Consider the following 24064-nt stretch of genomic DNA (forward strand, 5'->3'; position numbering starts at 1 on the left):
CCTCGGTCGTGATCTAGCCGGGAAGCCAGTCCAGGATGCCGATCTTGGCCATCCAGACCAGCGTCATCTGAACAGCGCGCCGCCTTTCCACGGGGAAGGCGAGAAGCAGGTCCCGGACGCTGGCGTCGCCGGCTCCGGTGAGGAAGAGGACGATCTGGCCGGCATCCTCCGGAGGTGCGCGCCAGATCCGGAACGCGCCGTCGAGGTCGACCTTTGCTGCGCGCGCCAGATCCTCGGCTCCCGCGCCGGGCCTGAGGCGGAGCCGCCGCTCCAGGCCGAGATCGTGGGTGGCGAAGCCGGCGAAGTCGGCAAAGGGATCCCCGCGGAGTGGATGGAGGCGGTGGGTCTGGGGTCCGGCGGGCGTCGCCGCGCGCAGGGCGGCCAGTTCCTCGAACAGCCCGGTCATCTGGCGAACCACGACCGGCCAGTCGAAGGCCTCCCGGGCCCGGGCCCGCCCGGCGGCGCCCATTCGCCGCCGCAGGTCGGGATTTCGGGTCAATTCGGCGATCGCCTCCGCCGCCCGGCCCACATGGACGGCCGTATGCTGAGCCACGGCGCCGACGAACGACTGATAGGAGTCGAGACCGATGACATGTCTGACGGCGAGGGCCTCACCGAGAGCCCCCGGAGGACCGCCGAGGGTCGGGATGAGAAAGCCCTCGTTTCCGTGCCTGACGGTGAAGCGATAGCCGTCCCAGTCGCTCGCCACCACCGGAAGACCCGCCGCCATCGCCTCGAGGGGCGTGATCCCGAAGGTCTCCTGGATGTTGTCGACGAGGGACAGGAAGATGTCGCCCGCAGCCCACAGGTCGGCGACGACCTCAGGATCATTGCCGTCCTGAAAGTCGACCTGGACGGACGGAGCGTAGGCTGCGGCGGCCTGCTCGTATCGAGCGCGGTCCGCCTCGCCGCCCGGAAACCAGCCCGCCAGGGCGAAGTGCATGCGCCGCCCCGTCAGCCGTCCCGCTTCCTCCACGGCGCGGAACATGGGCTGGGGAAAGGCCTTCTCGAAAAAGGACAGGCGGCCGACCCAGACGACAAGCACCTCGTCGCCCTCTATGCCGAGGTCGGAGCGAACCCTTGCGCGCGCACCCGGACGATCCGCCTTCTCTCGGATCGCCTGGACAGGAACGCCAAGGGGGATGACGGGCAATTGCGGCTGCGGCCGCCTCTCGCCGCCGAACCGCTCTCCGAGAAAATCGCCCCAGCCGTCAAACATGCGCCGGACGGCGTCCCGCACGGACGGCGACGTACAGATCACTGCATCCCAGGGTTGAACAGGAGCGGTCAGGGCGCTGGCGATCATCTGCCTCATCGCCGGAGGGGCGAGGGTGTGGATGAGGCCCACCAGACTATAGCCCCTGTCTCCCACGGCCTTGCGACGGATCCACGAAAGGGCGTCGAGCTCCGGCTGCCCCCGGAAGAGGACGCCGCCTTCGGCGGCCGACTCCGTGGACAGGATGCTGCCCCCGGCCAGCTGGCACGGCGGGCGCCCCTCGGGAAACAGGTCTGAAGCGACGTCTGCGTCAGCCGCCGGGAGATTGGACAGAAGGTCGACCCGACTGAAGCCGCCATGCTCTGCAAGGGCCCGGTAGAGCTGCAGGTTCGCCACGTCCTTGCCGAACGGGTTCGACTTGGCGCCGATCCGGCCAGGGGGGTGGTAAATGGCGAGCCTGGAACCTGTTTTCACCTGAAGGCCTGCCCCCGAGAGTTTCCGCGTCGCTGAGGAATCGCAAGGCCTAGAGCAACAGCCCGGCGAGAATTCGGCAAGGGCGGCCTGTGGCTCTTCAGATCGAGAGACAGACCGTCTTGGCTTCGAGGAATTCCTCCAGCCCGTAGCGTGAACCCTCCCGGCCGAGACCGGATTCCTTGATCCCGCCGAAGGGGGCGACCTCTGTGGAGATCAGACCCGTATTGACCCCCACCATTCCCGCCTCAAGGCCTTCGCTCATCCGCCAGTTCCGGCCTGCGTCACGGGTGAAGACATAGGCCGCCAGACCCGACCTCGACGCATTGGCCAGGGCGAGGACCTCCGGTTCGGTGGAGAAACGAACCAGCCCGGCGACGGGCCCGAAGGTCTCTTCCCGGTTGATCAGGGCGTCCGCCGGTACGTCCGCCAGGACTGTGGGCGCGTAGAAGAGCTCGCCCTGGGGCAGTCGCTGCGCGCCGGTGAGGACCCTGGCCCCGCCGGCAAGGGCGTCTGCCACATGGCGCTCGACCTTCTCGAGGGCCGGAAGGCTGATGAGAGGCCCCTGGTCCGTGACCCCCGCCAGCCCGTCCCCCGGGCGCAGAGCGCCGGCTCGCGCCGCCAGGGCGGCGGCGAAGGCCTCATAGACCCCAGCCTGGACATAGACGCGGTTGGCGCAGACGCAGGTCTGGCCCGTATTGCGGAACTTGGAGGCCATGAGGCCGTCGACGGCCGCCTCAAGGTCTGCATCGTCAAAGACGATAAAGGGGGCGTTCCCGCCCAGTTCCAGCGAGACCCGCTTCACCGTGCCCATGCACGCCGCCGCCAGTTGCTTTCCGACCGCGGTGGAGCCCGTAAAGGTGAACTTGGCGACATCCGGAGAGCCGGTGAGCACCTCGCCGATCGGGGCCGGCGCCCCGGTCACGATATTGAAGACGCCGGCCGGCAGTCCCGCCTCGGCCCCCAGCCGCGCGAGGGCCAGGGCTGTGAAGGGCGTGAGTTCCGAGGGCTTGAGCACCACTGTGCATCCCGCCGCAAGGGCGGGGGCGACCTTCCGGGTCACCATGGCGGCGGGAAAGTTCCAGGGCGTCACGGCGGCGACGACGCCCACCGGCTGCTTCAGGACCAGGATCCGCTTGTCCGCCTGGTGTCCCGGGATGACGTCGCCATAGGCCCGGCGGGCTTCCTCTGCGAACCATTCGATGAAGGCCGCTGCATAGGCAATCTCTCCCTCCGCCTCCGCCAGGGGCTTGCCCTGTTCGGCGGTCAGGAGTCGGGCCAGGTCCGCCCGGGCGGCCATCACCCGGTCGAACCAGGCGCGAAGCAGCGCCGCGCGATCCTTAGCGGTCAGGCCCCGCCACCCGGGAAGGGCCTCCCGGGCGGCCGCCACTGCGGCGACCGCATCCTCGGCGCCGAGGTTGGGAATCCGGCCCAGGACCTGGCCGCTGGCCGGGTTGGTCACCTCGATCCAGTCCCTGCCGGTCCGCTCGGCCCCAGCGATCCAGGCGGCCTGCCGGAGGAGGCCCGGATCCGAGAGTCCGACCCCAACGGAGCCCTGGGCCTGGCCGGGGGGCGACGCCCTCTTCATGAGGCGAACGCCGCCTGAAAACCGAGGGCGTCTGCCGGGGTCCCGAGGAAGATCATGAAGCGCCGCAGAAGCTGGAGGGTCTATTGCGAGGCTATAGAGGAACCCGGGTCTTGAAAAGCGGCGAGGCCGGTCGGGCGGGGGCTGGTCGGAGTGGTCGCCAGCCACGCCTCCCCGTCCAGGATCTCCAGACGGGTGGCGTTCGCAAGACCTGTCCTGTTCCCCACCAGGGTGAAGGGATTGGGGTGGCTCGCCTCCGCACCGGCGCCGATCAGAACCGGGGCTGCGCCGCGACCCAAGGCCAGCAGCAAGCGGGGTCCCTGCCCCGGGATGGACTCCGCGGACCCCTGCGCCAGCCGATGCATCGACCCCATGGGGCCCGCGGCCCGGTCGGGCGCCTGCGGGACGCCGGCCTCGGCGCCGACTGCCGTCAAGAAGAACAGGCAGCCCGTGTGTTTGGCCAGGATGCTGAGCTGGTGAAGCGAGACCGAGAAGAGGGCGCGGGCGTGAGTCCCGAGGGGGGAGGAACGGCAAAGCATCAGGAGTCCCCTGTCCGGCCTGCAGCCGACCTTTCGGTCGCAGGCGAAGACAGGATGCCAGGCGAGAGTCCCGCCCCCGTGAGGTTCGCGGTCACTGGCGGTGACTTCAGCGTGAGAAAGCCGCGAGATCCGTTTCGCTGGGCTCTATCAGTCCACGGCCTGAGCGACTCAGGGTGCAGCGGTGTGGAAGCCGCCGGCTTTCGTCGCCTCCCCCGCACCCGCACCGGCCGTCAGCCAGACCTCTCCGCCCCGCACCTCGGCCCGGTTGACGTTGACCAGGCCGGCACGGTTGCCAACGAGTGTGAACGGGTTATCCCGGACCTCCGGCTCCGAGGCGTCGAACCAGTTCGCGCGGACCTTCAGGGCCGGGGCGAGAGGCACGGTGTCCGAAAGGTCGATCCCGAGTTGGTTGGGCGAAAGTCTTGCAGCGAACTCGCGAGGGGTGAGGACAATCCTGGGGGTGATAACGGGCCGGCGTATGGCCTGTTGGGCAACCGCCGGGCCGGGCTGGACGGCGCGGCGGTCTTGGCGCCCTTCAAGGCACAGCGCTTTACGAGACCCTCCAAGGGGGCAAAGCGCATCCCGGGTCGTCGAGGCCAAGGCCTCAGACGATGGCCAGACGGCAAGGAGCGCGACCGGCAGGATTGCGAGGATGCGGACCTGAATGGCCGCGCCCCCGACCGCTTTGGCGTCATTCTTGCTGTGTTTGATCATAGGCCCTGTCCCTGTATCCCGTTGGCACAGGTGTAGCGACGCTGATCTTGATCCCGGGTGTTGAAACAAGATTAAGAAGGTCCTGACCTCTTGCCCCGGCGGGAGGCCCCGCGGGTTTGTGCTAGATCAAGGTTCCCGGTCCGCCGCGGCGGCAGGATTCCCCGAACGACGACTGGGGACTCGCGGGTCATGACGGACATTGCAGCCCAGCAGGACTCGCCGCCCGGCGCGGTGGCCCTGCTGATCATCTCGGCGGCAGGCGCCTTCCTGGCGCTGATGGCGACGGCGCTTTCGCCTGATCCACTGTTCAGGCTCGAGGGCTGGATCTTCACATTTGCGGCCCTCGCCGCGGCGGGCGCCCTCACCGTGGGCGTGGCCAACGGGCGCTATCACGCCGATCCCGGCCGGTATGAGGACGGAGTCATCCGGGCGGGCGCCATCGCCACCGTCTTCTGGGCCATTGTGGGCATGCTGGTCGGGGTCGTGATCGCCCTTCAGCTCGCCTGGCCACGAATCTTCTATTTCCCCGACCATGGCTGGCTGAACTTTGGTCGGCTGCGTCCGCTCCACACCTCGGGGGTGATCTTCGCATTCGGCGGCAACGCCCTGATCGCCACCTCCTTCTATGTCGTCCAGCGGACGTGCCGGGCCCGCCTTGCCGGGGGGCTGGCGGGCTGGTTCGTGTTCTGGGGCTACCAGCTCTTTATTGTCATGGCGGCTGTCGGCTACCTCGCCGGCATCACCGCGGGCCGGGAGTACGCCGAGCCGGAATGGTTCGTGGACCTTTGGCTGACCATCGTTTGGGTCGCCTACCTCCTCGTCTTCCTGGGTACGATCTGGAAGCGAAAGGAGCCCCACATCTACGTGGCGAACTGGTTCTATCTCGCCTTCATCGTGACGGTGGCCCTGCTGCACATCGTCAACAACCTGTCCCTGCCGGTCAGCCTCCTGGGAGCCAAGAGCTACTCGCTGTTCTCTGGGGTCCAGGACGCCCTGACCCAGTGGTGGTACGGCCACAACGCGGTGGGCTTCTTCCTCACCGCCGGCTTCCTGGCCATAATGTACTACTTCGTGCCGAAGCGGGCGGAGAGGCCGGTCTATTCCTATCGCCTCTCCATCGTCCACTTCTGGTCGCTGATCTTCATCTACATCTGGGCAGGCCCGCACCACCTGCACTACACGGCCCTCCCGCAATGGGCGCAGACCTTGGGCATGACCTTCTCGATCATGCTGTGGATGCCTTCCTGGGGCGGCATGATCAACGGCCTGATGACCCTGTCAGGGGCCTGGGACAAGCTCCGGACGGACCCGGTCCTGCGCATGATGGCGGTGGCCGTCGGCTTCTACGGCATGTCCACCTTCGAAGGGCCGCTGATGTCCATCCGGGCGGTGAACGCCCTCAGCCACTATACGGACTGGACCATCGGCCACGTGCACTCCGGCGCCCTCGGCTGGGTCGGCTTCATCAGCTTCGGCGCCATCTACTGCCTCGTGCCCTGGCTCTGGAAGAAGGACCGGCTCCATTCCAACGCCCTGGTGGAGTGGCACTTCTGGATCGCGACCCTGGGCCTGCTGCTCTACATCGCCGCCATGTGGGTGTCGGGGATCGGCGAGGGCCTCCTCTGGCGCGAGTACACGCCCCAGGGCTTCCTGGCGAACAGCTTCGTGGAAACGGTCTCCGCCAAGCACATCGCCAACATCATCCGAGCCCTGGGCGGCCTGATGTACCTCTCAGGCGCCGTGATCATGGCCTACAACATCTACCGGACCATCCGGCAGCCGGCGCCCGCCGCCCTGCCCGAGGCCTCCGGTCCCATCGTCGCGGCTGCGGCATAGGGGGACGGAACCATGTGGAAGAAACACTCAAAGCTTGAACGTCACTCCCTTCTTCTGGTCCTGGGCATCCTCCTGGTGGTGTCGGTAGGCGGCCTGGTCGAGATCGCCCCCCTCTTCTTCCTCGAGAGCACCATCGAGAAGGTGAGGGGGATGCGCCCCTACACCCCTCTGGAGCAGGCGGGTCGGGACATTTACATCCGCGAAGGCTGCTATGTCTGCCACTCGCAGATGATCCGTCCGCTGCGCGACGAGGTGGAGCGTTACGGCCCCTACAGCCTCGCGGCGGAAAGCATGTACGACCATCCCTTTCAGTGGGGCTCCAAGCGCACGGGCCCTGACCTGGCGCGGGTTGGCGGCAAGTACTCCGACGCCTGGCATGTCCAGCATCTGATCGACCCAAGGTCCGTCGTGCCGGAGTCCATCATGCCCCCCTACGCCTTCCTCGCGAAGAAGGACCTCAAGGTCGACGACATCGAGGCGCGCCTCAGGGCCCTGAACCGGGTCGGCGTGCCCTATACGGAGACCGCCCTGAAGAACGCGCGGGCGGACCTGGAGGCCCAGGTCGATCCGACGGCGTCTGGCGTCAGCCTCGCCCGCTACTACGGCGAGAAGGTCAACCGCCGCGACTTCGACGGCGATCCTGACCGCCTGACCGAGATGGACGCCCTCGTGGCCTACCTCCAGATGCTGGGGACGCTGGTCGACTTCCGCACCTACGAGGCGGACGCACCGGAGAACCTGCGATGAGCTTCCTGACCTATGAGCAGGTCGCCCGCTTCGCCCAGCAGGGAGGCACCATCTACTTCGTGGTCATCTTCCTCGCCGGCGTCGCCTACGCCCTGTGGCCCAAGAACCGCCAAGCCTTCCGAGACATGGCCCACCTGCCGCTGAGAGATGACGAGGACGAGCATGTCGGCTCCTGAAACCCAAGACGACCAAGGTCCCGTCGCCACAACCGGCCACGAGTGGGATGGCATCCGTGAACTGGACAACCCCCTTCCGCGCTGGTGGCTCTGGATCTTCTACGCCAGCGTCGTCGTCGCCATCGGATACTGGGTTCTGATGCCCGCCTGGCCGGGCCTGACCGGCTATACCCCCGGCGTGCTCGGCAAGTCCGACAGGGCCGAACTGGTCGAGCAACTAGATAAGCTGAAGGCCCTCCGGGGCGAACAGAGCGCCCGCCTGACCGACGCCTCCCTCCAGGAGATCGAGAGCGACCCGGAACTCCAGGCCCATGCCCTCGCGGTCGGCCAGTCGGTCTTCGGGGACAACTGCGCCACCTGCCACGGTGTCGGCGGCGTCGGCGGCAAGGGTTACGCCAACCTGCGGGACGACGTCTGGCTGTGGGGCGGGACGTTGGAGGACATCCACCGGACCCTGCAGTACGGTATACGCTCGGGCCACCCGCAGGCCCGGTTTTCCCAGATGCCGGCCTTCGGTCGGGACCAGCTCCTGACGCCCGCCCAGGTCGCGGACCTGACGGAGTACGTCGTGGCGCTCTCGGGTCGCCCGGCGAACGCCGCCGCGGTCCAGAGGGCGGCGCCGGTCTATGCCGCCAACTGCGTCGCCTGCCATGGCCCGGCGGGCCTGGGCGACCCCCTGCAGGGGGCGCCCAACCTCACCGACCGGGAGTGGCTCTACGGTTCCGCCCGGGCGGATATCCGTGAACAGATCCACTTCGGGCGCAACGGGGTGATGCCCGGCTGGGCTGAACGCCTTGACCCCGAGACGGTCAAGGCCCTCGCCGTCTACGTTCACGCCAACGCCGCCGGTCAGTGAGCCAGGGTCATGGCCGTCGTCATCGATCGGACGCGGGCTGAAGGACGGGACAAAGGCCCCGCCTCGGCCGCCGAGAAGGCGAGGCGACGCGGGGATCCCGGAGGCGGTCTCTACAAGCCCCGCACGCCGATCTATCCCAAACATGTCCGTGGCCGGTGGCGGGACCTGAAGTGGGGCCTGATGGTCGCGACCCTGGCCATCTACTACATCACCCCCTGGATCCGCTGGAACCGCCCCGGCGCCCTGCCCGACCAGGCCGTTCTCGTCGACTTCGAGGGGCGGCGCTTCTACATGTTCGGCCTCCAGTTCTGGCCGCAGGAAGTCTATTTCATCACAGGCCTTCTGGTGATGGCCGCCCTGGCCCTTTTCCTGGCCAGTTCGCTGTTCGGGCGTCTCTGGTGCGGCTACGCCTGCCCGCAGACCATCTGGACCGACCTCTTCCTCCAGGTCGAACGGATGTTCGAGGGCGACCGCAACGCGCGGATGCGGCGGGACGCCGCCCCCTGGTCCCTCGACAAGGTCTGGCGGAAGGCTGGCAAGCACCTGGTCTGGCTGGGCATAGCCTTCGGAACGGGCGGCGCCTGGATCTTCTACTTCCACGACGCCCCGACCGTGCTTGGCCAGTTCTGGACCGGCGAGGCGCCCGCCACCGCCTACATCTTCTGCGCCCTCCTGACCTTCACCACCTACGTTTTCGCCGGAACTCTCCGGGAGCAGGTCTGCACCTACATGTGCCCCTGGCCGCGTATCCAGGGCGCGCTGATCGACCAGGACTCCCTGCAGGTCACCTACCGGATCGACCGGGGCGAGCCTCGCGGGCCGCACAAGAAGGGCGCGACCTGGGAGGATCGGGGCGGCTGCATCGACTGCGGGCAGTGCGTGGTGGTCTGCCCCATGGGCATCGACATCCGCGATGGCGCCCAGCTGGAATGCATCAACTGCGGCCTTTGCGCCGACGCCTGCGACGAGATGATGGACCGGATCGACCGGCCGCGGGGTCTGATCGGGTACGACACCGACAAGGCGGTGGCGGCCCGGGCGGCGGGACAGCCCGCCATCTACCGCCTCGTCCGCCCTCGCACCCTGGTCTACGCCGGGTCCCTGGTCCTCGTCTCCGGTCTCATGCTCTGGGGCCTGGCCCACAGACAGTCCTTTGACGTCCACGTCCTGAGGGACCGGAACCCCATCGCCGTGAGGCTTGCGGACGGCTCGGTCCGCAACGGCTACACCCTGAAGATCGCCAACCGCAGCTTCGCCGACGCCGACGCCCGCATCGCCTTCTCCGGGCCAGCCGGCGCCGTCCTGAAGACCCCGGCGGCGCCCGCCGCCGACGAGGTCCGGGCCCGGATCGAGACCAACACCCTTCGCGCCGTACGGGTCTTCGTGACCCTGCCCGAGCAGGCGGAGGCCGAGACGAGCCTGCCGGTCGCCTTCACCGTCACCCTCCCGGAGGGGGTCATGACCGTGAAGTCGACCTTCATCACCGACCCCGGAGCGCGCCCATGACGTCCACTCCCTCCACTCCTGCTGAGGGTTCCAGCGGCGGCTGGACCCTGACGGGCCGGCATGTTCTGGGCGTGGTTGTGGGCTTCTTTGCGATCGTGATCGCCCTGAACGTCTGGTTCCTGACCCTCGCCTACCGCACATTTCCGGGCCAGGTCTCCGAGACCCCCTACGAGGACGGCGTGGCCTACAACCGCCATCTCGCGACTCAGGAGGCGCAGGCGCGCCTGGGCTGGGAGGCGGCGGCCGCCGCCGGTCCGGGCGGACCCTGGGTCGAGGTGCGCGACGCCGAGGGCGCAGCCCTGCAGGGCCTGAAGCTCACTGGCCGTCTCGAACGTCCGGCGACCGTGGCGGGTCGCCGCCTTCTGGCGTTCCGGGAGACGGCGCCCGGGCGATATGAGGCGTCGGCCTCGGGCCTCACCGGCGCCTGGGACCTCTCTTTCCGTGCGGTCGACGCGAGGGGTCAGGCCTTCGAGGGGGGACGGAGGCTGACGTGGCCCTGACCCATGACGCAGCGCCTCAGACCGATCCGGCGCCAGACGCAGACGACGGGATCGACGGCGCCGACCTCTCCGCCTACCTGACCCCGGACGGACCCGGCGTCTCGCGCCTCGACCTCCTCGTCAGCGGCGCGCACTGCGCCGCCTGCATCGCCCGGATCGAGGGCGAACTGGCCGGCGCGCCCGGCGTGGTCTCCGCCCGGTTGAACCTCAGCACAGGGCGGCTCTCGGTGGGCCTGCGACAGGACGGCGACCCCAGGCGCGTCCTGCGAATGCTTGAGCGCATCGGTTACCCCGCCTCGCCCTATGATCCGGGTTCGGCCCGTGAGGCCCAGGACAGGGAGGGGCGGGAGCTGGCCATGGCCCTGGCGGTGGCCGGGTTCGGCGCAGGCAACGCCATGATCTTCTCGGTCCCCGTCTGGGCGGGGCTGTTCGGCCAGGAACTCGGGCCCGCCACCCGCACCTTCATGCAGTGGGCCAGCGCCGGGATCGGCGCACCCTGCGCCGTCTTTGCAGGCATGGTCTTCTTCCGGTCGGCCTGGAACTCGCTCAGGAGCGGCCGGGCCAACATGGACGTCCCGATCTCGATCGGCGTGATCCTGACCCTCCTGGTGAGCTTCCAGGAAACCCTGCTGATGGGGCGCGACACCTATTTCGACGCGGCCGTCACCCTGCTCTTCCTCCTCCTGATCGGGCGATGGCTGGACCACGCCCTGCGGCGGCGCGCCCGAAGCGCGGCGGCGGACCTCCTGGCCCTCCAGGCGCCCTCCGCCGTCATCCTCGGGCCGGACGGCGGCGAGCGTCGAACACCTCTGCGTCTGGTTCGTCCCGGCGACCGCCTCCGCGTGCGGCCCGGCGAACGGATTCCTGTCGACGGGGTGTTGGAGTCCGGCCGCACCGAGCTCGATCTGGCGATCCTGACCGGCGAGACGACGCCCCTGTCCGCCGGGCCCGGCGACGCCTGCCGGGCGGGGGCCCTGAACCTCTCCGGCCTGATCACGCTGCGCGCGGACGCCGCCTCGGAGGATTCGACGCTGGCGCGGATCGCCCGGCTGGTGGAGTCGGGCGCACAGTCGAGGTCCACCTATGTGCAGCTGGCCGACCGGGCTGCGGCCGTCTACGTACCCGTGGTCCACACCGCCGCCGCCCTCACCTTCCTCGTCGCCTGGATGATGGGCTTGCCAGTGCGCGAGGCGGTGCTGCGCGCGGCCACCCTGCTGATCGTGACCTGTCCCTGCGCCCTTGGCCTGGCGGTTCCCGCAGTTCAGGTGGCGGCCGCCTCGCGCCTCTTCCGCCGGGGCGTCCTGGTCAAGTCCGGCGCGGGACTCGAGCGCCTGGCGGAGGCCGACCATGTCGCCTTCGACAAGACCGGCGTGCTGACCGAGGGCCGGCCACGTCTGCTCAACGCCGACCCGAGCGACATCGCCCGGGCCGGTCCCCTGGCCCGGGCCTCGTCCCATCCCCTGGCGCGCGCCCTCGCCGAGGCGGCGGGTGACGGCCCCGTGGCTGAGGGGGCGGTCGAGGTGGCCGGCCAGGGGGTCGAGGCGCGCACCCCGGTCGGGGTCATGCGTCTGGGCCGGGCGGCGTTCGTTGGGGCGCCCCTCTCGGGCGACCAGACCGAGCTGTGGTTCCGGGACGCCGACGGCGCCCTGTTCCGCTTCGCCTTCGCCGACGCTCTGCGGCCCCAGGCGCCGGACCTTGCCCTCGCCCTTTCCCGGAAGGGGCTGACGGCGTCCATCCTGTCCGGGGACGTGGAGGCCCCCACCCGCCGGGTGGCGGCCCGGCTGGGCATGACGGACTGGCGATCGGGACTGACGCCGCAGGGCAAGGTCGAGGTGCTTGACGCCCTGACGGCGCGCGGGCGGCGGGTTCTGATGGTCGGCGACGGCCTGAACGACGTGGCCGCCCTCAGCCACGCCCACGCCGCCATGGCCCCGGGCACGGCCCTCGACGCCAGCCAGTCGGCGGCGGATCTTGTCTATCCCGCGGACCGGCCCGAGCGGATCGGAGAGGCCATCGACGTCGCCCGGTCGGCCCGGCGGCGCGCGCTGGAGAACTTCGCCTTCGCCGCGCTCTACAACCTGGTCGCAGGACCGGCGGCCATGCTGGGCCTGATCAATCCCTTCGTGGCCGCTCTCGCCATGTCCGGATCTTCCCTGGTGGTGACCCTGAACGCCCTGCGGCTGCTGAAGGGAAGCGAGCCATGAACATCGTCGTGATCCTGGCGCCCTTCTCCATGGCCTTGGCCCTGGTCGGGCTGGCCGCCTTCTGGTGGACCCTCCGGAACGACCAGTATGAGGACCCGCAGGGCGATGCGAACCGGATCCTCATCGAGGATCCCGAGGACAGGCCCCTCTAGATCGCCGCCCCCACAAGCCGGCCGATGCCGGCCGTCAGGGCCATGGCCAGGACGCCCCAGAAGGTGACCCGGACAGCCGCCTTCAGGGGCGGAGCCCCGCCGGCCTGCGCGCCAACCGCGCCGAGCAGGGCGAGCCCGAAGAGGGAGCCGGCCGAGACCACCGCCGCCAGGGCCCCGGCGGGCGCGACCGCGGCCAGGGCCAGGGGCGCGGCGGCGCCGGCTGTGAAGGTGGCCGCGGAGGTGAAGGCGGCCTGGACGGGCCTTGCCGCGGTGACCTCGGAAATGCCCAGTTCGTCCCGGGCGTGGGCGCCCAGGGCGTCGTGGGCCATCAGCTGGTCGGCGACCTTCAGCGCGGTCTCGGCGTCGAGACCCCGGCTCCGGTAGAGGCCCGCCAGCTCCTCCCGCTCGGACTCAGGCTGGGCGGCGAGTTCGCCGCGCTCGCGGGCGAGGTCGGCGCTTTCCGTGTCCGATTGAGAGCTGACCGAGACATACTCTCCGGCCGCCATGGACATGGCCCCGGCCACGAGCGCAGCAACGCCCGCCACCAGCACCTCGGAGCGACCGGCGGAGGCGGCGGCCACGCCGACGATGAGGCTGGCGGTGGAGACGATTCCGTCATTGGCGCCGAGTACCGCCGCCCTCAGCCACCCCACCCGGGTGACGCGGTGGCGTTCGTCGTGGAGCTTCAATCGGGTCATGGCGGCCTCTCCTGTCCGGGCGCCACCCTCCTCCTGACAGCGTCGTCCGGCAAGGGCGGTGAGGAGGGGATCGCCCCATTCCGGGTTCAGACTGGCGAAGATAACGGCCGGGGTGCGGCTCATGGGACTACGCCGGCCCGTCAGTCGCCAGAATCGCCGCTTGGCGGGCCGGCTCGGAGGCGCTGGCGGGTAGGGCCAGCGGCAGAAGGCCGAAGGCGGCGAGGACGGACGCCGCCGCGAGGCCGTCCAGAACCAGGCGCTTCACGTGCGTCGCCAAAGGCCGCGGCGGCGGCAGGACAGGGGTGTCGTCGGGGAGGTGTCCGACAGGGCGGTTCGGGATCGACCGGTTCGGCGGAAACAGGTCCATCCGGTGTTCGAGCTCGCCGCCCGGGCCATGCAGGCGAACGCCCTCGCACCAGTCAGCCTCACCGGTGAACACCACGTCGCGCCGGCAGAGCGTAGCCTCGCCGGCTGCTGAGTCCTCACAGACCAGGTCGATGTCCCAGAGGCCGTCTTCAGGAACAGACGCGTGACGGCGCGGCGACAGGCGGGCCGTGGCGCAGGCCTCAGGCGACCCGAAGCAGGTCGCCTGGACGGTCAGGAGCCGGCCGGCGCCGGGAAAGTCGGCGATCCGCACGGTGGCGGTCTGAAGGGTCAGCTTCGGCATGATCAGGCTCCAAAGGCGATGACCGCGCGCCGGGGCGAGGGCCGGTAGGATCTGCACGGCGCGGGGCGCCCCGCAGGAATGATCCGCGGCGGGCGGGCAAGGTGAGCGTCAAGGGAGATCTCCAGCCTCCGGGCTTCTGCACCCGCCTGCTGGTCAGTCATCCTCGTCATCGTCTGGCCCCCGGCCGATCGGTGCGCCCGGACAATCCGGCGTCACGAACAGGGGCATACTCCCGGATGGGCGTGCCGGCCCCGTGACGCGTGACGGTCGCCGAGCGTGAAAAACGCGTGAAAAGCAAGAAAATCAGGGCCTGAACCCCCGGACCGAGGGGCCAACCTAGTCACAGGGCCGGCAGTTTGACGGCGCCTTGTCGCCGGCAGGGTCCGGCGCCAGACTTGGCCCATGTCCTCCCCCGAGACCCACTCCCACACTGTTCCCGGCGGACGCGGCCACTGGCTGACGGAGAAGCTCTGGGCCGCCGCCGCCGGCCTGCCCGTCTTCCGGATCGCCATCGCCGACATCCCCGAGTTCGACCAGGACTGCTGGTTCCGGGGCCGGGCGCCCAGCCTGCGGCAGGTGGCGGCCCATGCGGCGCGCATCCAGTCGGCGGACCTGTCCTACCCCATCATCCTCTCCGCCGACGGACGGCTGATGGATGGCGGCCACCGCATCGCCCGGGCCTGGATCGAGGGCCGCACGGAGATCGACGCCGTCCGGTTCGAGGTCGACCCTGAGCCGGAGTTCATCCACTGAGCGCCACGGCGCGTGGACCGTCCGGCCCGGCGGCCGCCTGTCGCATCACCGACGCCCAGGTCGTCATCTTCCGCGACCGGGGCCTCCTGCACCTTCCCGACGCCAGCCCCGCGGACGCCGTCGCCCGGGCCCTAGACGCCGTCTCCGGCGTCAACCTTCAGCTCTTCCACGCTGGGTATCTTGTCTGAGGGCTGAGCAATTGCATGTGTGGCAGAAATGTATGCGGCGCTGAGACAAAGCATTGGGCGACGGTGTCGCAAGGTCAGCATCCCTATGGTCGATTTTTGCGACCTTGACCGTCAGCGCACGTCGAGATTGTGGCGTCCCTGGTTCCCGCGCGGAAGTCGCTGAAAACATCCGCGTACCACCGCCGTCCCGTCGTGCCCGCACGTTTGACGGGTATGCTGGCGTACGGCAATCTCGACACATGCCACGACGTCTAGCTCTAGTGATCATCCTATGGCTCGGCCTTCTGAATGGTCCGGCCGTGGCCGAGCCGGAGAGACGCGACCTTCAGATCCGAAGGGCTGACGACAGCCTTCTGACGGTCGAAATCTATGACCGGAAAGCCGGGTCACCGGATCGGGCTCTGATGGTGCTCCAAGGTTCGACCTGCAACACGACGCAGTCCCTCGCCTGGTTCGACCAGGTGCTGCGGGAAGCCTCCACTCGATGGGTGGTCGTGGTTGCCAAGGACGCATCCTCAGACGCCGGCGTCTGCGGCCCTGGGTATGAAGCGCATGCAACGGAAGAGGCGCGATGGTTCGACCATCTCTCCGCTGCTCGCCGGCTGAAGCAGGAGCTTAAGCTGCGAGACCACAGAGCCTTCCAGCTACTGGCGGTGTCGGCGGGTGGGCTCACCGCCTGCGCCATGGCCGGCGCTTCGGAGGACGTGAGCGCACTCGCTCTGCTGAGTACTGGTGGCGGCCTCACCTTCAGGGATGAGCTTGAGATCCTCACGAAGGGCGATCCAGAGTTCGCGGAGCAGCGCCTCAGGATCCAGTCCGATCCACGCCTCGGCAAGACGTGGATGGGCCAAACGAATCCGGAGATCTGGTGGTGGTCGGTGCTCGGCAAGCGGTGCCTACCGCTTCTCGACGGCTATCGGGGGGCCGTCCTTGTCGTCCATGGCGTGAAGGACACCTCCACTCCGATCGAGAGTGCTCGCGCGCTGGTTCGTGGTTTGGAGGCTCGTGGCGTAGAGGTATCTGGTATCGAGTTACCAACTGAGCACGATCTAGGAACGAAGGACTTGCCGCCCGAAGCGAACGGGCTCGGTCGCGCACTAGCTTGGCTAAATGGGCGCTAAACCGAGAGGCTTAGAGTCCGCTTCTGAGCGCAGAGCCAACGCCCGCTTTCGACCCATAGCTGCCATCAGGGCGTGGGCGCTAAGGTGACGCTTGCGGAAACGAACCCAGGATCAAACGTGCGTCTCAGCACTATTGCCGTCGCGGCGGTCGGCGTGATCCCGGGTCTGCCGCCCCAGCACGGCGTCTACCCAGGCGCGGATGCCGGCGGCCTCGAGGGCGTCTAGCCGGGATGTGACTTCGGCGGCGGTCACAGAGCGGATTGACCACCGAAAAGGTCCGGATCCCGGTCCTCCCCTTCGCTGCAAAGCCGCAGGAGGTAGCCGTCCGGGTCTACGGCGACAAACTGGAGGAGGCGGCGCTCGGTGGCCTCGACCCGGTAGGTCCGGGCTTCAAGCGGGATCAGAGGCTCGTAGCCGGCGGTTAGGTATCGACGATGCGCCGCCCTTACGTCACGCACCTGAATCTGCAGGTTCGCGCCGCGCCCGAAGGGCTTGACCAGGGGCGCGGTCCGAAACCGCCGCCCCGGCCCGTCCGCCGCCTCCAGCATCAGCCAGGCACCCTCAAGTTCAAGACAGGCGAAGGCCTCCTCCGGCCGCTGATAGAGCACCGTGAAGCCGAGGATCCGCGTGTAGAAAACCAGGGACGTCTCCAGGTCGGAGACATCCAGTTCAGGAACGAGCTTCGGCGCCTCGGTCCAATCCATGCCGACACTGTATCCTGTTCTGCGACGGCGACCAGCGCATCGATCCCGGGGCGGCGCCCCTATGGCCGCGGGCAATCGCCATAGGCGCCCCGCACACTGCCGCGCCAAACGCCTCGCCTGAGCCGCGGGCGATGATGACCTGAAGGTTCTTGCGGGAGGGGTGAGGCGGCTCAGTAGCCCTTGAAGCCGGCCATGAAGCAGGCGGTCGAGAGCTTCTGGGCCCGGGCGATGTCCTCGGGGGTCATGAACTCCGCGAGGGTCTGCTTGGCCACCGCCACCTTCCCCTTGGAGCCGAGCCCGCACCCCCGCGTCCCGGCGAGGTTGATCCACATGTAAGCGCGGACATAGTCCCGCGGCTGGCCGCACTCATTGGCGTAGGCGGCGCCCAGCTGGTACTGGACCAGGCCGCTTCCCGCCTCGGCGGCCCGGCGGAACCACTTCATCTCCGTCTCATGGTCGACCGGCGTCGCCTGACCCTCGTGGTGCATGAGGAGGCCGGCTGGTCCAAAGTTATTACGCCCTCTCCATATGGAAGCCAGCTTGCCTATGTGGAAGAATCTTCCACATGTGATAGACAGTTATCGCATGGAGCCAATTCACTCCCATACGCTTCTTAGGATTCCAAAGGGACGAACATGAGCGACCGGGGCGGAAGGTATGAAGCCCAGCTTGCTGGCTACAAGGCGTTCGTCCCCGCTCCGCTTCCGCCCGCTGACCCACCCTTCAATCTTACGGGCGAGATCGCGCTGCTTCTGTCAGAGGCCGACCGGGCTTTGGCGGAACTGAAAGGCTCCACCCGCACCCTGCCGAACGCCGACCTTTTCGTCGCCATGTATGTGCGTAAGGAAGCTGTTCTCTCAAGCCAGATCGAGGGAACCCAGTCATCGCTGGACGACGTTCTGCGGGCCGAAGCCGAACTGAACTCACCCGGCGCCCCGCGAGATGTGGGCGAGGTTCTGAACTACATCGCCGCCCTGAACTACGGACTCGCTCGCCTAAAAGAACTCCCGGTGTCTGGCAGGCTCATCAAAGAGATTCACGAGCGGCTGATGCGCGGTGTGCGCGGCGGGGAGAAGAGTCCCGGCGAGTTTCGGACGGGGCAAGTGCATATCGGCCCCATGGGGGCCTCGGTGCGGGACGCCACCTTTGTGCCCCCGCCTCCTGAACACGTCCCGACCGCTATCCATGATCTCGAACGCTTCATCCACGAGGAGCGTGAATTGCCGCCGCTGGTCAGGATTGGCCTCGCGCATGCTCAGTTCGAAACGGTCCACCCGTTCCACGACGGCAATGGCAGAACAGGGCGCTTGCTCATCACCTTCCTCCTTTGCGCGGAAGGGTTGCTCGATAAGCCCGTGCTCTATCTCTCCTCCTTTCTTCGCGCCCATCGAGCGAAATACTACGAGGCCCTCCAGGCGACGCGTGATCGTGGCGACTACGAGGGTTGGATCCGGTTCTTCCTTACCGGTGTCGCCGAGGTTGCACGTCAAGCGGCCGAGGTGGCGGCCCAGATCATCGACCTCCGTGAGGGCCACCGCACGATGATCGGCGATGCCTACGACCGGGGAAGCAAGCACGCCTTTGCCCTGCTCGATTTCCTGTTCAAGCGGCCTGTGGTCATGGCAAACGAGGTGCGCGACAGTCTGGGCATTTCGGGCGGCGGCGCGCGCAATCTCATCAACCGGTTTGTGGAGTTAGGCATCCTGATCGAGATCACCGGCTACGAGCGGAACAAGGCGTTTGAATACGCTCCTTACACCGCTCTCTTCGGAGACCTTTCGGGCCTCGGCCAAGCCAACCCGAACCGGCCCACATGATAGGTGCCGTAGACTCGGCGGGACACGGTTCCACCGACGGTGAAACCCCAATGTTTTCCTAGATCTTGGGAAGAATGGCGCGCCCGGAACGATTCGAACGTCCGACCCTCAGATTCGTAGTCTGATGCTCTATCCAGCTGAGCTACGGGCGCGCACCGCCTTGCGGCGAGGGCGCGGAACCTAGTCGCACGGGCGGCAAAGCGCAAGCGGGGGGCGGGAGATTCCTGGGCCGTTCAGCGGCGGTCGCGCCAGGCGGGGGGGCCTTCGCCGGGGCGGGCGTCGGGCCAGGGTGTGGCTTCGAAGACGCCCCGGGCGACGGCGCGGGCGAGGGTGTCGGCGGCCAGGGCGCCGAGGCGGGCGAGAGTCGCGTCTCCGCCCACGAGGGGCCGGCGGTCGGTGGAGAGGGCGAAGACCACGTCGCCGTCGAAGGGGGCGTGCACCGGCCGGATGGCGCGGGCGAGGCCGTCCTGCGCCATCACGGCGAGGCGTTTGGCCTGGGCCGGGGTGAGGGCGACGTCGGTGGCGACGCAGGCGATGGTGGTGTTCTGTCGGGCGCCCGCCGGGGGCGGGGCCTTGGACGGGCCCCACTGGCCGGGGCCGGCGCGCAGGCCGTCGAGGGGGAGGCCCCCGAACTCCCCGTCGATCTCGAAGGGGGCGGCCCAGAAGGTGCGGCCGTCCGGGGCGGTGACCGAGCCCCAGCTGTTGACGCAGACCAGGGCTCCCACGGCGCCGTCCGCAGAGAGGATCGAGGCCGAGCCGGTCCCTCCCTTGAGGCCCCCGGCCGCCGCGCCATAGCCGGCGCCCGCTGTGCCCAGGGCGAAGTCGGCGCCCGCTGCGGCGCAGGCCCGGCGGCCTAGCTCGCGATAGGGCGGGTCCTCGCCCCAGGCCTTGTCGCCCCCATTGGCGAGGTCGAAGAGGATGGCCGCGGGCACGACGGGGGACGGCGGGACGCCCGGCCGGTCGGCGAGGCGGAAGCCCCGGCCCCGGGCCCCCAGCCAGGCTGTGGCGCCGTCGGCGGCGGCAAGGCCCCAGACCGAGCCGCCGGACAGGACGACCGCATCGACGGCCTCCACCAGGTTTTCGGGCGCCATGGCGTCGGTCTCCCGGGTGCCGGGGCCGCCGCCGCGCACGTCCACGGCGCAGACGGCCCGCCCCTCGGGCAGGATCACCGTCACGCCAGTGCGCGCGCCCAGGTCCTCAGCCTGGCCGACGGCGAGGCCAGGGACGTCGGTGATGAGGTTGCGGGGGCCGGGGGCGGGCGGGCTCATGCCGCTCCTAGAACACCGGATGGCGTTCCTTGTCCACGCGGGCGGGTCTATAGGTTGGGTGGTTCCTGCGTCGTGAGGCCCCCATGCGTCCCTTCCCCCTGCTGAAGTCCGCCCTCCTGACCGCCGCCGTCCTGGCCCTCGCCCTGCCGGCGTCGCCGGTCCTGGCGCGGGAGGCGTCGGCTCCGGCGGCCGCCCCGGCGACCAAGGCGAAGGAGACCGGCATGGTCGCCGCCGCCCATCCCCTCGCGGTCGAGGCGGGCGTCTCGGTGCTGAGGCGCGGCGGCTCGGCGGTGGATGCGGCGGTGGCCGTGCAGGCCGCCCTGGGCCTGGTGGAGCCGCAGAGCTCGGGCATCGGCGGCGGCGCCTTCATCACCTATTACGACGCGAAGACCCGCAAGGTGACCGCCTACAACGGCCGCGAGACCGCGCCCATGGGCGCCTCGCCCGCCATGTTCCTGGGCCCCGAAGGCAAGCCCCTGTCCTTTGCCGACGCCGTGACCAGCGGCCGGTCGACCGGCGTGCCCGGCGCCGTGGCCATGCTGCACATGGCCCAGAAGGCCCACGGACGCCTGGCCTGGAAGGACCTCTTCACCGAGGCCGAAGCCCTGGCCGACCAGGGCTTCGCCGTCACCCCGCGCCTGGCCGCCCTGGCCGCCCGGTCCGCCGCCTGGGGGCGCCAGCCCGACGCCGTGGCCTATTTCACCAGGCCGGACGGCCAGCTGATCCAGGCCGGCGACATCCTCAGGAACCCGGCCTACGCCGCCACCCTGCGCAAGATCGCCGCCGAGGGGCCCGCCGCCCTGCTGGAAGGCGAGATCGCCGAGGCCATCGTGAAGCGGACCACCGAGGGGCCCCTGCCCGGGACCCTGACCCTGGCCGACCTGAAGGCCTACAAGCCCAAGGTCTCCGAGCCAGTCTGCCGCCCCTACCGGGTCTATGTGGTCTGCGTCCCGCCGGCGCCCTCAGGCGGACCCGCCGTGCTGATCGGCCTCGGCATCCTCTCCAATACCGACATCGCCGCCCATGGCCCGGACACGGTGCAGGGCTGGTACCTCTTCTCCCAGGCCAGCCGGCTGATGTACGCCGACCGCGACCGCTATTTCGGTGACCCGGACTTCGTCGACGTGCCGGTGCAGGGCCTGCTGGACCCCGCCTACCTCAAGGCCCGGGCGGCCCTGATCCCGAAGGATGTCGCCGGCGCGCCCCCGGCGCCGGGCAAGCCCCGCGGGGCCGGCGTACGCGCGCCCGACGCCACGCAGGAGCCCGGTGGCACCACCCACTTCGTCATTGTCGACGGCGAGGGCAATGTCGTCTCCATGACCACCACCGTGGAAAGCCTCTTCGGCTCCGGCCGCATGGTCCACGGCTTCTTCCTGAACAACCAGCTGACCGACTTCTCCTTCTCGCCGACCGAGAAGGACGGGGTCCCGGCGGCCAACGCCGTGGCGCCCGGCAAGCGGCCGCGCTCCTCCATGGCCCCGGCCGTGGTGCTGGACCGCAAGGGCCGGTTCGTGGCCGCCGTGGGATCACCCGGCGGGAACTCCATCCTGGCCTACAACCTCAAGGCCCTTGTGGGCGTGCTGGACTGGAAGCTCTCCATGCAGGAGGCGATCGCCCTGCCCAACCTGATCGCCCGGGGCGCGCGCTACATGTCGGAAGCGGCCAAGTTCCCGCCCGGCGTGGTCGAGGGCCTGGCGGCGCGCGGCGTGGTCCTGGTGGGCGCCGGCGGGGCGGAGGGTTCGGGCCTGCACGGGGTGATGGTGACGCCGCAGGGCCTGTCCGGCGGCGCCGATCCCCGCCGCGAGGGCGTGGCGCGCAAGCCCTGAGCGGGGCTCAGCCCGCCAGCTGGCCCTTCAGCGCGCGGTCGATCAGACCCACCGTCCGGTCGAGGCCGAAGATGGCCGCGAAGGAGCCGAAGCGCGGGCCCTGGCTCTGGCCCAGCAGGACCTCGTAGAGGGCGCTGAACCACAGGCGCAGGGGCTCGAAGCCCGCCGCCTTGCCGGCCTCATAGACCTCGGCCTGGATGAGCTCGGCGTCCTGGCAGCCGGCGGGCAGGGCCCGTAGCCGGGCGGCGAGGTCGGCCATGGCGGCCCGCTCGCGGTCGTCCGGCGCGCGGAACCGCTTCGAGGGCTTCACGAAGTCCTCGTAGTAGTGGATCGCATAGTCGGCCAGCCGGTCCAGCAGGGGCTGGCTGGCGGCGTCGGCGCCGGGCATGTAGCGGGCGATGAAGCCCCACAGGATCTCCTTGGTCGAGGCGTCGGCCGCCGACACCAGGTTCAGGAGCAGGGAGAAGGACAGGGGCGAGCCCGCCGCCGGCGGCGCGCCGGTGTGGACGTGCCAGGCGGGGTTGTCGATGGCGGGCGAATTGGCCCCGGCGCCGACCCGGTTGTAGGCGTCCAGCTGCTGGAGGTACTCGTCCGTCGCCTTGGGGATGACGTCGAAATAGAGCCGCTTGGCCGACTTGGGCGACTGGTACATGTAGTAGGCGAGGCTCTCGGGCGCGCCGTAGCGCAGCCACTCCTCCATGGTCAGGCCATTGCCCTTGGACTTCGAGATCTTCTGGTTGTTCTCGTCCATGAAGAGCTCGTAGTGGAAGGCCTCCGGCGGCTCCCCGCCGAGGATCCTCGCCACCTTGTTGGACACCCGCACGGAGTCCACGAGGTCCTTGCCGGACATCTCGTAGTCGACCCCCAGGGCCACCCAGCGGGCCGCCCAGTCCGGCCGCCACTGCAGCTTCACATGGCCGCCGGTGACGGGGGTCTCGGTCAGGGTCCCGTCCTCGTCCCGGAAGACGATGGTCCCGGCCTCGACATTGCGCTCCAGGGTGGGGACCTGCAGGACCCGGCCGGTCGTCGGGCTGATGGGCAGGAAGGGCGAATAGGTGGCCCGACGCTCCTCGCCCAGGGTGGGCAGCATGACCCCCTGGATGGCGTCGAAGCGCTCCAGCACCTTCAGCAGCACGGCGTCCAGCCGGCCGGACCGGTAGGTCTCGGTGGAGGACATGAAGTCGTAGTCGAAGCCGAAGCCGTCGAGGAAGGCGCGCAGGCGGGCGTTGTTGTGGGCGCCGAAGCTCTCGTAGAGGCCGAAGGGGTCGCGGACGCTGGTCACCGGCTTGTCCCGGTCCAGCTCCAGCGCCTCGCGGTTGGGGACGTTGTCGGGGATCTTCCGGAAGCCGTCCATGTCGTCGGAGAAGACGATCAGCCGGGTGGGGATGGCCTCGCCGGTCAGGGCGCGGAAGGCGGTGCGCACCATGGTCGGCCGGGCGGCCTCGCCGAAGGTGCCCATGTGCGGCAGGCCCGAGGCGCCGTAGCCGCACTGGAAGATGACGGGTTCGCGCAAGGCCGGCAGGGCGGCGACGGCTTCGTCCGGGCGACCCTGGGCCAGCAGGGCGGCGGCCAGGTCGCGGCCGGCGTCGTCGAGGCGCAGGCGCAGGATCCGGTCCAGCAGGAGGCGGGCCTGCTCGAAGGGCCAGGAGCGGGCCTCGCGGGCGGGCAGGGCGAGTGCGGACAGGTCGGTGCGAACGGACATGACGGGGCGTTAGCCTTCCTTGGCGGCGGCCTCAAGCCCGCACAGGGACGACAACGCCTTGCCCTTCGCCCCGAAACGGGCATGAACTCGCCCCCCTAACCCCGCGCCGGAGACCACCCATGCCCTCTGTCCGCCTCGCTGTCCTGGTCCTCGCAAGCCTGGCCCTGGCCGCCTGCCAGCCCAGGGCGCCCGAGGGCCCGCCGCCGGGGACGGTGCGCTTCTCCATCATGTCCACCGAGAACATCCAGGCCGCACAGGGCGCCTGGACCCCCTTCCTGGCCGACATGGAGAAGGCCACGGGCCTGAAGATCGAGCCCTTCTACGGGACCAACTACACCGCCCTGATCGAGGCCATGCGCTTCAAGCAGACCGATGCCGGCTGGTTCACCAACCAGTCGGGCCTGGAGGCCGTGCGCCGGTCTGGCGGCGAGGTCTTCGCCCGGACCACCAAGCCCGATGGGCCTGACGGCTACCAGGCCCTGATCGTCGTGAAGAAGGGGTCCGGCCTGACCCTGGAGCGCATCCTGGCCTGTGACCGGACGCTGGACTTCGCCATGGGGGACGCCAAGTCGACCTCCGGGACCCTCGCGCCCATGACCTGGCTGTTCGGGCCGCGCAACATCCGCCCGGAGACCTGCTTCAAGACCGTGCGGAGCGCCAACCACGAGGCCAACCTCTTCGCCGTCTCGATGGGGCAGCTGGACGCGGCCACCAACAATTCCCAGTCCATCGCCCGGCTGGCCGACCAGAAGACCGAGGCGGCGCAGAAGGCCGTCACCGACATCGAGGTGATCTGGCGTTCGCCCACCCTGCCCGAG

Annotated in this window: 23 protein-coding genes and 1 tRNA gene; 13 read left to right on the forward strand and 11 right to left on the reverse strand. The window is 69.4% G+C overall.

The genetic code is table 11. The features are described 5' to 3' along the window. Nucleotides 1–13 precede the first annotated feature (13 nt). The 4 genes from INE98_RS03990 to INE98_RS04005 form a co-directional block, all read right to left on the reverse strand. Nucleotides 14–1690: a glycosyltransferase family 4 protein gene (locus tag INE98_RS03990; RefSeq protein ID WP_293536763.1), complete on the reverse strand. Its 1677-nt coding sequence runs from the start codon at nucleotides 1688–1690 to the stop codon at nucleotides 14–16. Between the two features lie 97 nt (nucleotides 1691–1787). Further along, complete coding sequence (locus tag INE98_RS03995) at nucleotides 1788–3275, reverse strand: NAD-dependent succinate-semialdehyde dehydrogenase (protein WP_293536764.1); 1488 nt, start codon at nucleotides 3273–3275, stop codon at nucleotides 1788–1790. Nucleotides 3276–3355: 80 nt separating this feature from the next. Further along, complete coding sequence (locus INE98_RS04000; RefSeq protein WP_293536766.1) at nucleotides 3356–3811, reverse strand: hypothetical protein; 456 nt, start codon at nucleotides 3809–3811, stop codon at nucleotides 3356–3358. Nucleotides 3812–3979: 168 nt separating this feature from the next. Next, nucleotides 3980–4192 carry a hypothetical protein gene (locus INE98_RS04005; RefSeq protein WP_293536767.1) on the reverse strand — a complete coding sequence of 71 codons (213 nt, stop codon included), beginning with the start codon at nucleotides 4190–4192 and terminating at the stop codon, nucleotides 3980–3982. A gap of 522 nt (nucleotides 4193–4714) precedes the next feature. Between INE98_RS04005 and ccoN the strand changes: the two genes are divergently transcribed. Genes ccoN through ccoS form a run of 8 tightly spaced genes read left to right on the forward strand, consistent with a single transcriptional unit; the run spans nucleotide 4715 to nucleotide 12502 of the window. Beyond that, on the forward strand, nucleotides 4715–6361 hold the full coding sequence (gene ccoN / locus INE98_RS04010) for a cytochrome-c oxidase, cbb3-type subunit I (RefSeq protein WP_293536769.1): 1647 nt from the start codon (nucleotides 4715–4717) through the stop codon (nucleotides 6359–6361). A gap of 12 nt (nucleotides 6362–6373) precedes the next feature. Beyond that, the gene (gene ccoO / locus INE98_RS04015; RefSeq protein WP_293536770.1) at nucleotides 6374–7108 is read left to right on the forward strand and encodes a cytochrome-c oxidase, cbb3-type subunit II; all 735 of its coding nucleotides are present in this window, start codon (nucleotides 6374–6376) and stop codon (nucleotides 7106–7108) included. After that, complete coding sequence (locus tag INE98_RS04020; protein ID WP_293536772.1) at nucleotides 7105–7284, forward strand: cbb3-type cytochrome c oxidase subunit 3; 180 nt, start codon at nucleotides 7105–7107, stop codon at nucleotides 7282–7284. The genes ccoO and INE98_RS04020 overlap by 4 nt, the downstream gene beginning before the upstream one ends. Continuing rightward, nucleotides 7271–8140 (forward strand): cytochrome-c oxidase, cbb3-type subunit III, encoded by an 870-nt coding sequence (gene ccoP / locus INE98_RS04025; RefSeq protein ID WP_293536773.1) that lies wholly within the window; start codon nucleotides 7271–7273, stop codon nucleotides 8138–8140. The genes INE98_RS04020 and ccoP overlap by 14 nt, the downstream gene beginning before the upstream one ends. A 9-nt stretch (nucleotides 8141–8149) precedes the next feature. Further along, nucleotides 8150–9646: a cytochrome c oxidase accessory protein CcoG gene (ccoG, locus tag INE98_RS04030; RefSeq protein ID WP_293536775.1), complete on the forward strand. Its 1497-nt coding sequence runs from the start codon at nucleotides 8150–8152 to the stop codon at nucleotides 9644–9646. Continuing rightward, a complete protein-coding gene (locus INE98_RS04035; protein WP_293536777.1) occupies nucleotides 9643–10146 on the forward strand; it encodes a FixH family protein in 504 nt (167 codons plus the stop codon). Before ccoG ends, INE98_RS04035 begins: the two co-directional genes overlap by 4 nt. A gap of 50 nt (nucleotides 10147–10196) precedes the next feature. Beyond that, a complete protein-coding gene (locus INE98_RS04040) occupies nucleotides 10197–12350 on the forward strand; it encodes a heavy metal translocating P-type ATPase (RefSeq protein ID WP_293536796.1) in 2154 nt (717 codons plus the stop codon). Next, nucleotides 12347–12502, forward strand: a complete 156-nt coding sequence (gene ccoS / locus INE98_RS04045; protein ID WP_293536778.1) for a cbb3-type cytochrome oxidase assembly protein CcoS — start codon at nucleotides 12347–12349, stop codon at nucleotides 12500–12502. Before INE98_RS04040 ends, ccoS begins: the two co-directional genes overlap by 4 nt. On the opposite strand, the gene INE98_RS04050 is transcribed toward ccoS, so the two are convergent. Both INE98_RS04050 and INE98_RS04055 read right to left on the reverse strand, forming a co-directional pair. Beyond that, complete coding sequence (locus INE98_RS04050) at nucleotides 12499–13200, reverse strand: VIT family protein (protein WP_293536798.1); 702 nt, start codon at nucleotides 13198–13200, stop codon at nucleotides 12499–12501. The two genes, ccoS and INE98_RS04050, sit on opposite strands and share 4 nt — an antisense overlap. A 127-nt stretch (nucleotides 13201–13327) precedes the next feature. Continuing rightward, complete coding sequence (locus INE98_RS04055; protein ID WP_293536780.1) at nucleotides 13328–13867, reverse strand: hypothetical protein; 540 nt, start codon at nucleotides 13865–13867, stop codon at nucleotides 13328–13330. Nucleotides 13868–14269: 402 nt separating this feature from the next. Between INE98_RS04055 and INE98_RS04060 the strand changes: the two genes are divergently transcribed. Both INE98_RS04060 and INE98_RS04065 read left to right on the forward strand, forming a co-directional pair. After that, nucleotides 14270–14620 (forward strand): hypothetical protein, encoded by a 351-nt coding sequence (locus INE98_RS04060; RefSeq protein WP_293536782.1) that lies wholly within the window; start codon nucleotides 14270–14272, stop codon nucleotides 14618–14620. Nucleotides 14621–15107: 487 nt separating this feature from the next. Continuing rightward, nucleotides 15108–15929: a hypothetical protein gene (locus tag INE98_RS04065; RefSeq protein ID WP_293536784.1), complete on the forward strand. Its 822-nt coding sequence runs from the start codon at nucleotides 15108–15110 to the stop codon at nucleotides 15927–15929. A gap of 248 nt (nucleotides 15930–16177) precedes the next feature. Here the strand turns inward: INE98_RS04065 and INE98_RS04070 are convergent, their stop codons facing one another. Then, nucleotides 16178–16633, reverse strand: a complete 456-nt coding sequence (locus INE98_RS04070) for a VOC family protein (RefSeq protein ID WP_293536785.1) — start codon at nucleotides 16631–16633, stop codon at nucleotides 16178–16180. Nucleotides 16634–16803: 170 nt separating this feature from the next. Continuing rightward, a complete protein-coding gene (locus INE98_RS04075) occupies nucleotides 16804–17121 on the reverse strand; it encodes a hypothetical protein (protein WP_293536787.1) in 318 nt (105 codons plus the stop codon). Nucleotides 17122–17268: 147 nt separating this feature from the next. On the opposite strand from INE98_RS04075, the gene INE98_RS04080 reads away from it, so the two are divergent. Continuing rightward, nucleotides 17269–18450: a Fic family protein gene (locus tag INE98_RS04080; protein WP_293536788.1), complete on the forward strand. Its 1182-nt coding sequence runs from the start codon at nucleotides 17269–17271 to the stop codon at nucleotides 18448–18450. A gap of 75 nt (nucleotides 18451–18525) precedes the next feature. On the opposite strand, the gene INE98_RS04085 is transcribed toward INE98_RS04080, so the two are convergent. Together INE98_RS04085 and INE98_RS04090 are read right to left on the reverse strand one after the other, a co-directional pair. Beyond that, a tRNA-Arg gene (locus tag INE98_RS04085) sits at nucleotides 18526–18602 on the reverse strand. Between the two features lie 81 nt (nucleotides 18603–18683). Continuing rightward, on the reverse strand, nucleotides 18684–19718 hold the full coding sequence (locus tag INE98_RS04090) for a P1 family peptidase (RefSeq protein WP_293536789.1): 1035 nt from the start codon (nucleotides 19716–19718) through the stop codon (nucleotides 18684–18686). Nucleotides 19719–19801: 83 nt separating this feature from the next. On the opposite strand from INE98_RS04090, the gene ggt reads away from it, so the two are divergent. Further along, a complete protein-coding gene (ggt, locus tag INE98_RS04095) occupies nucleotides 19802–21544 on the forward strand; it encodes a gamma-glutamyltransferase (protein ID WP_293536791.1) in 1743 nt (580 codons plus the stop codon). A gap of 7 nt (nucleotides 21545–21551) precedes the next feature. Here ggt and INE98_RS04100 read toward each other — a convergent pair whose 3' ends face one another. Continuing rightward, a complete protein-coding gene (locus INE98_RS04100; protein WP_293536792.1) occupies nucleotides 21552–23246 on the reverse strand; it encodes a lysine--tRNA ligase in 1695 nt (564 codons plus the stop codon). A 119-nt stretch (nucleotides 23247–23365) separates the two neighbouring features. Here INE98_RS04100 and phnD point away from each other — a divergent pair. Beyond that, nucleotides 23366–24064 (forward strand): phosphate/phosphite/phosphonate ABC transporter substrate-binding protein (gene phnD / locus INE98_RS04105; protein WP_293536794.1); only part of this gene is annotated, 699 nt, incomplete at its 3' end.

The organism is Phenylobacterium sp. (assembly GCF_020253645.1).
Lineage (GTDB): Bacteria > Pseudomonadota > Alphaproteobacteria > Caulobacterales > Caulobacteraceae > Phenylobacterium.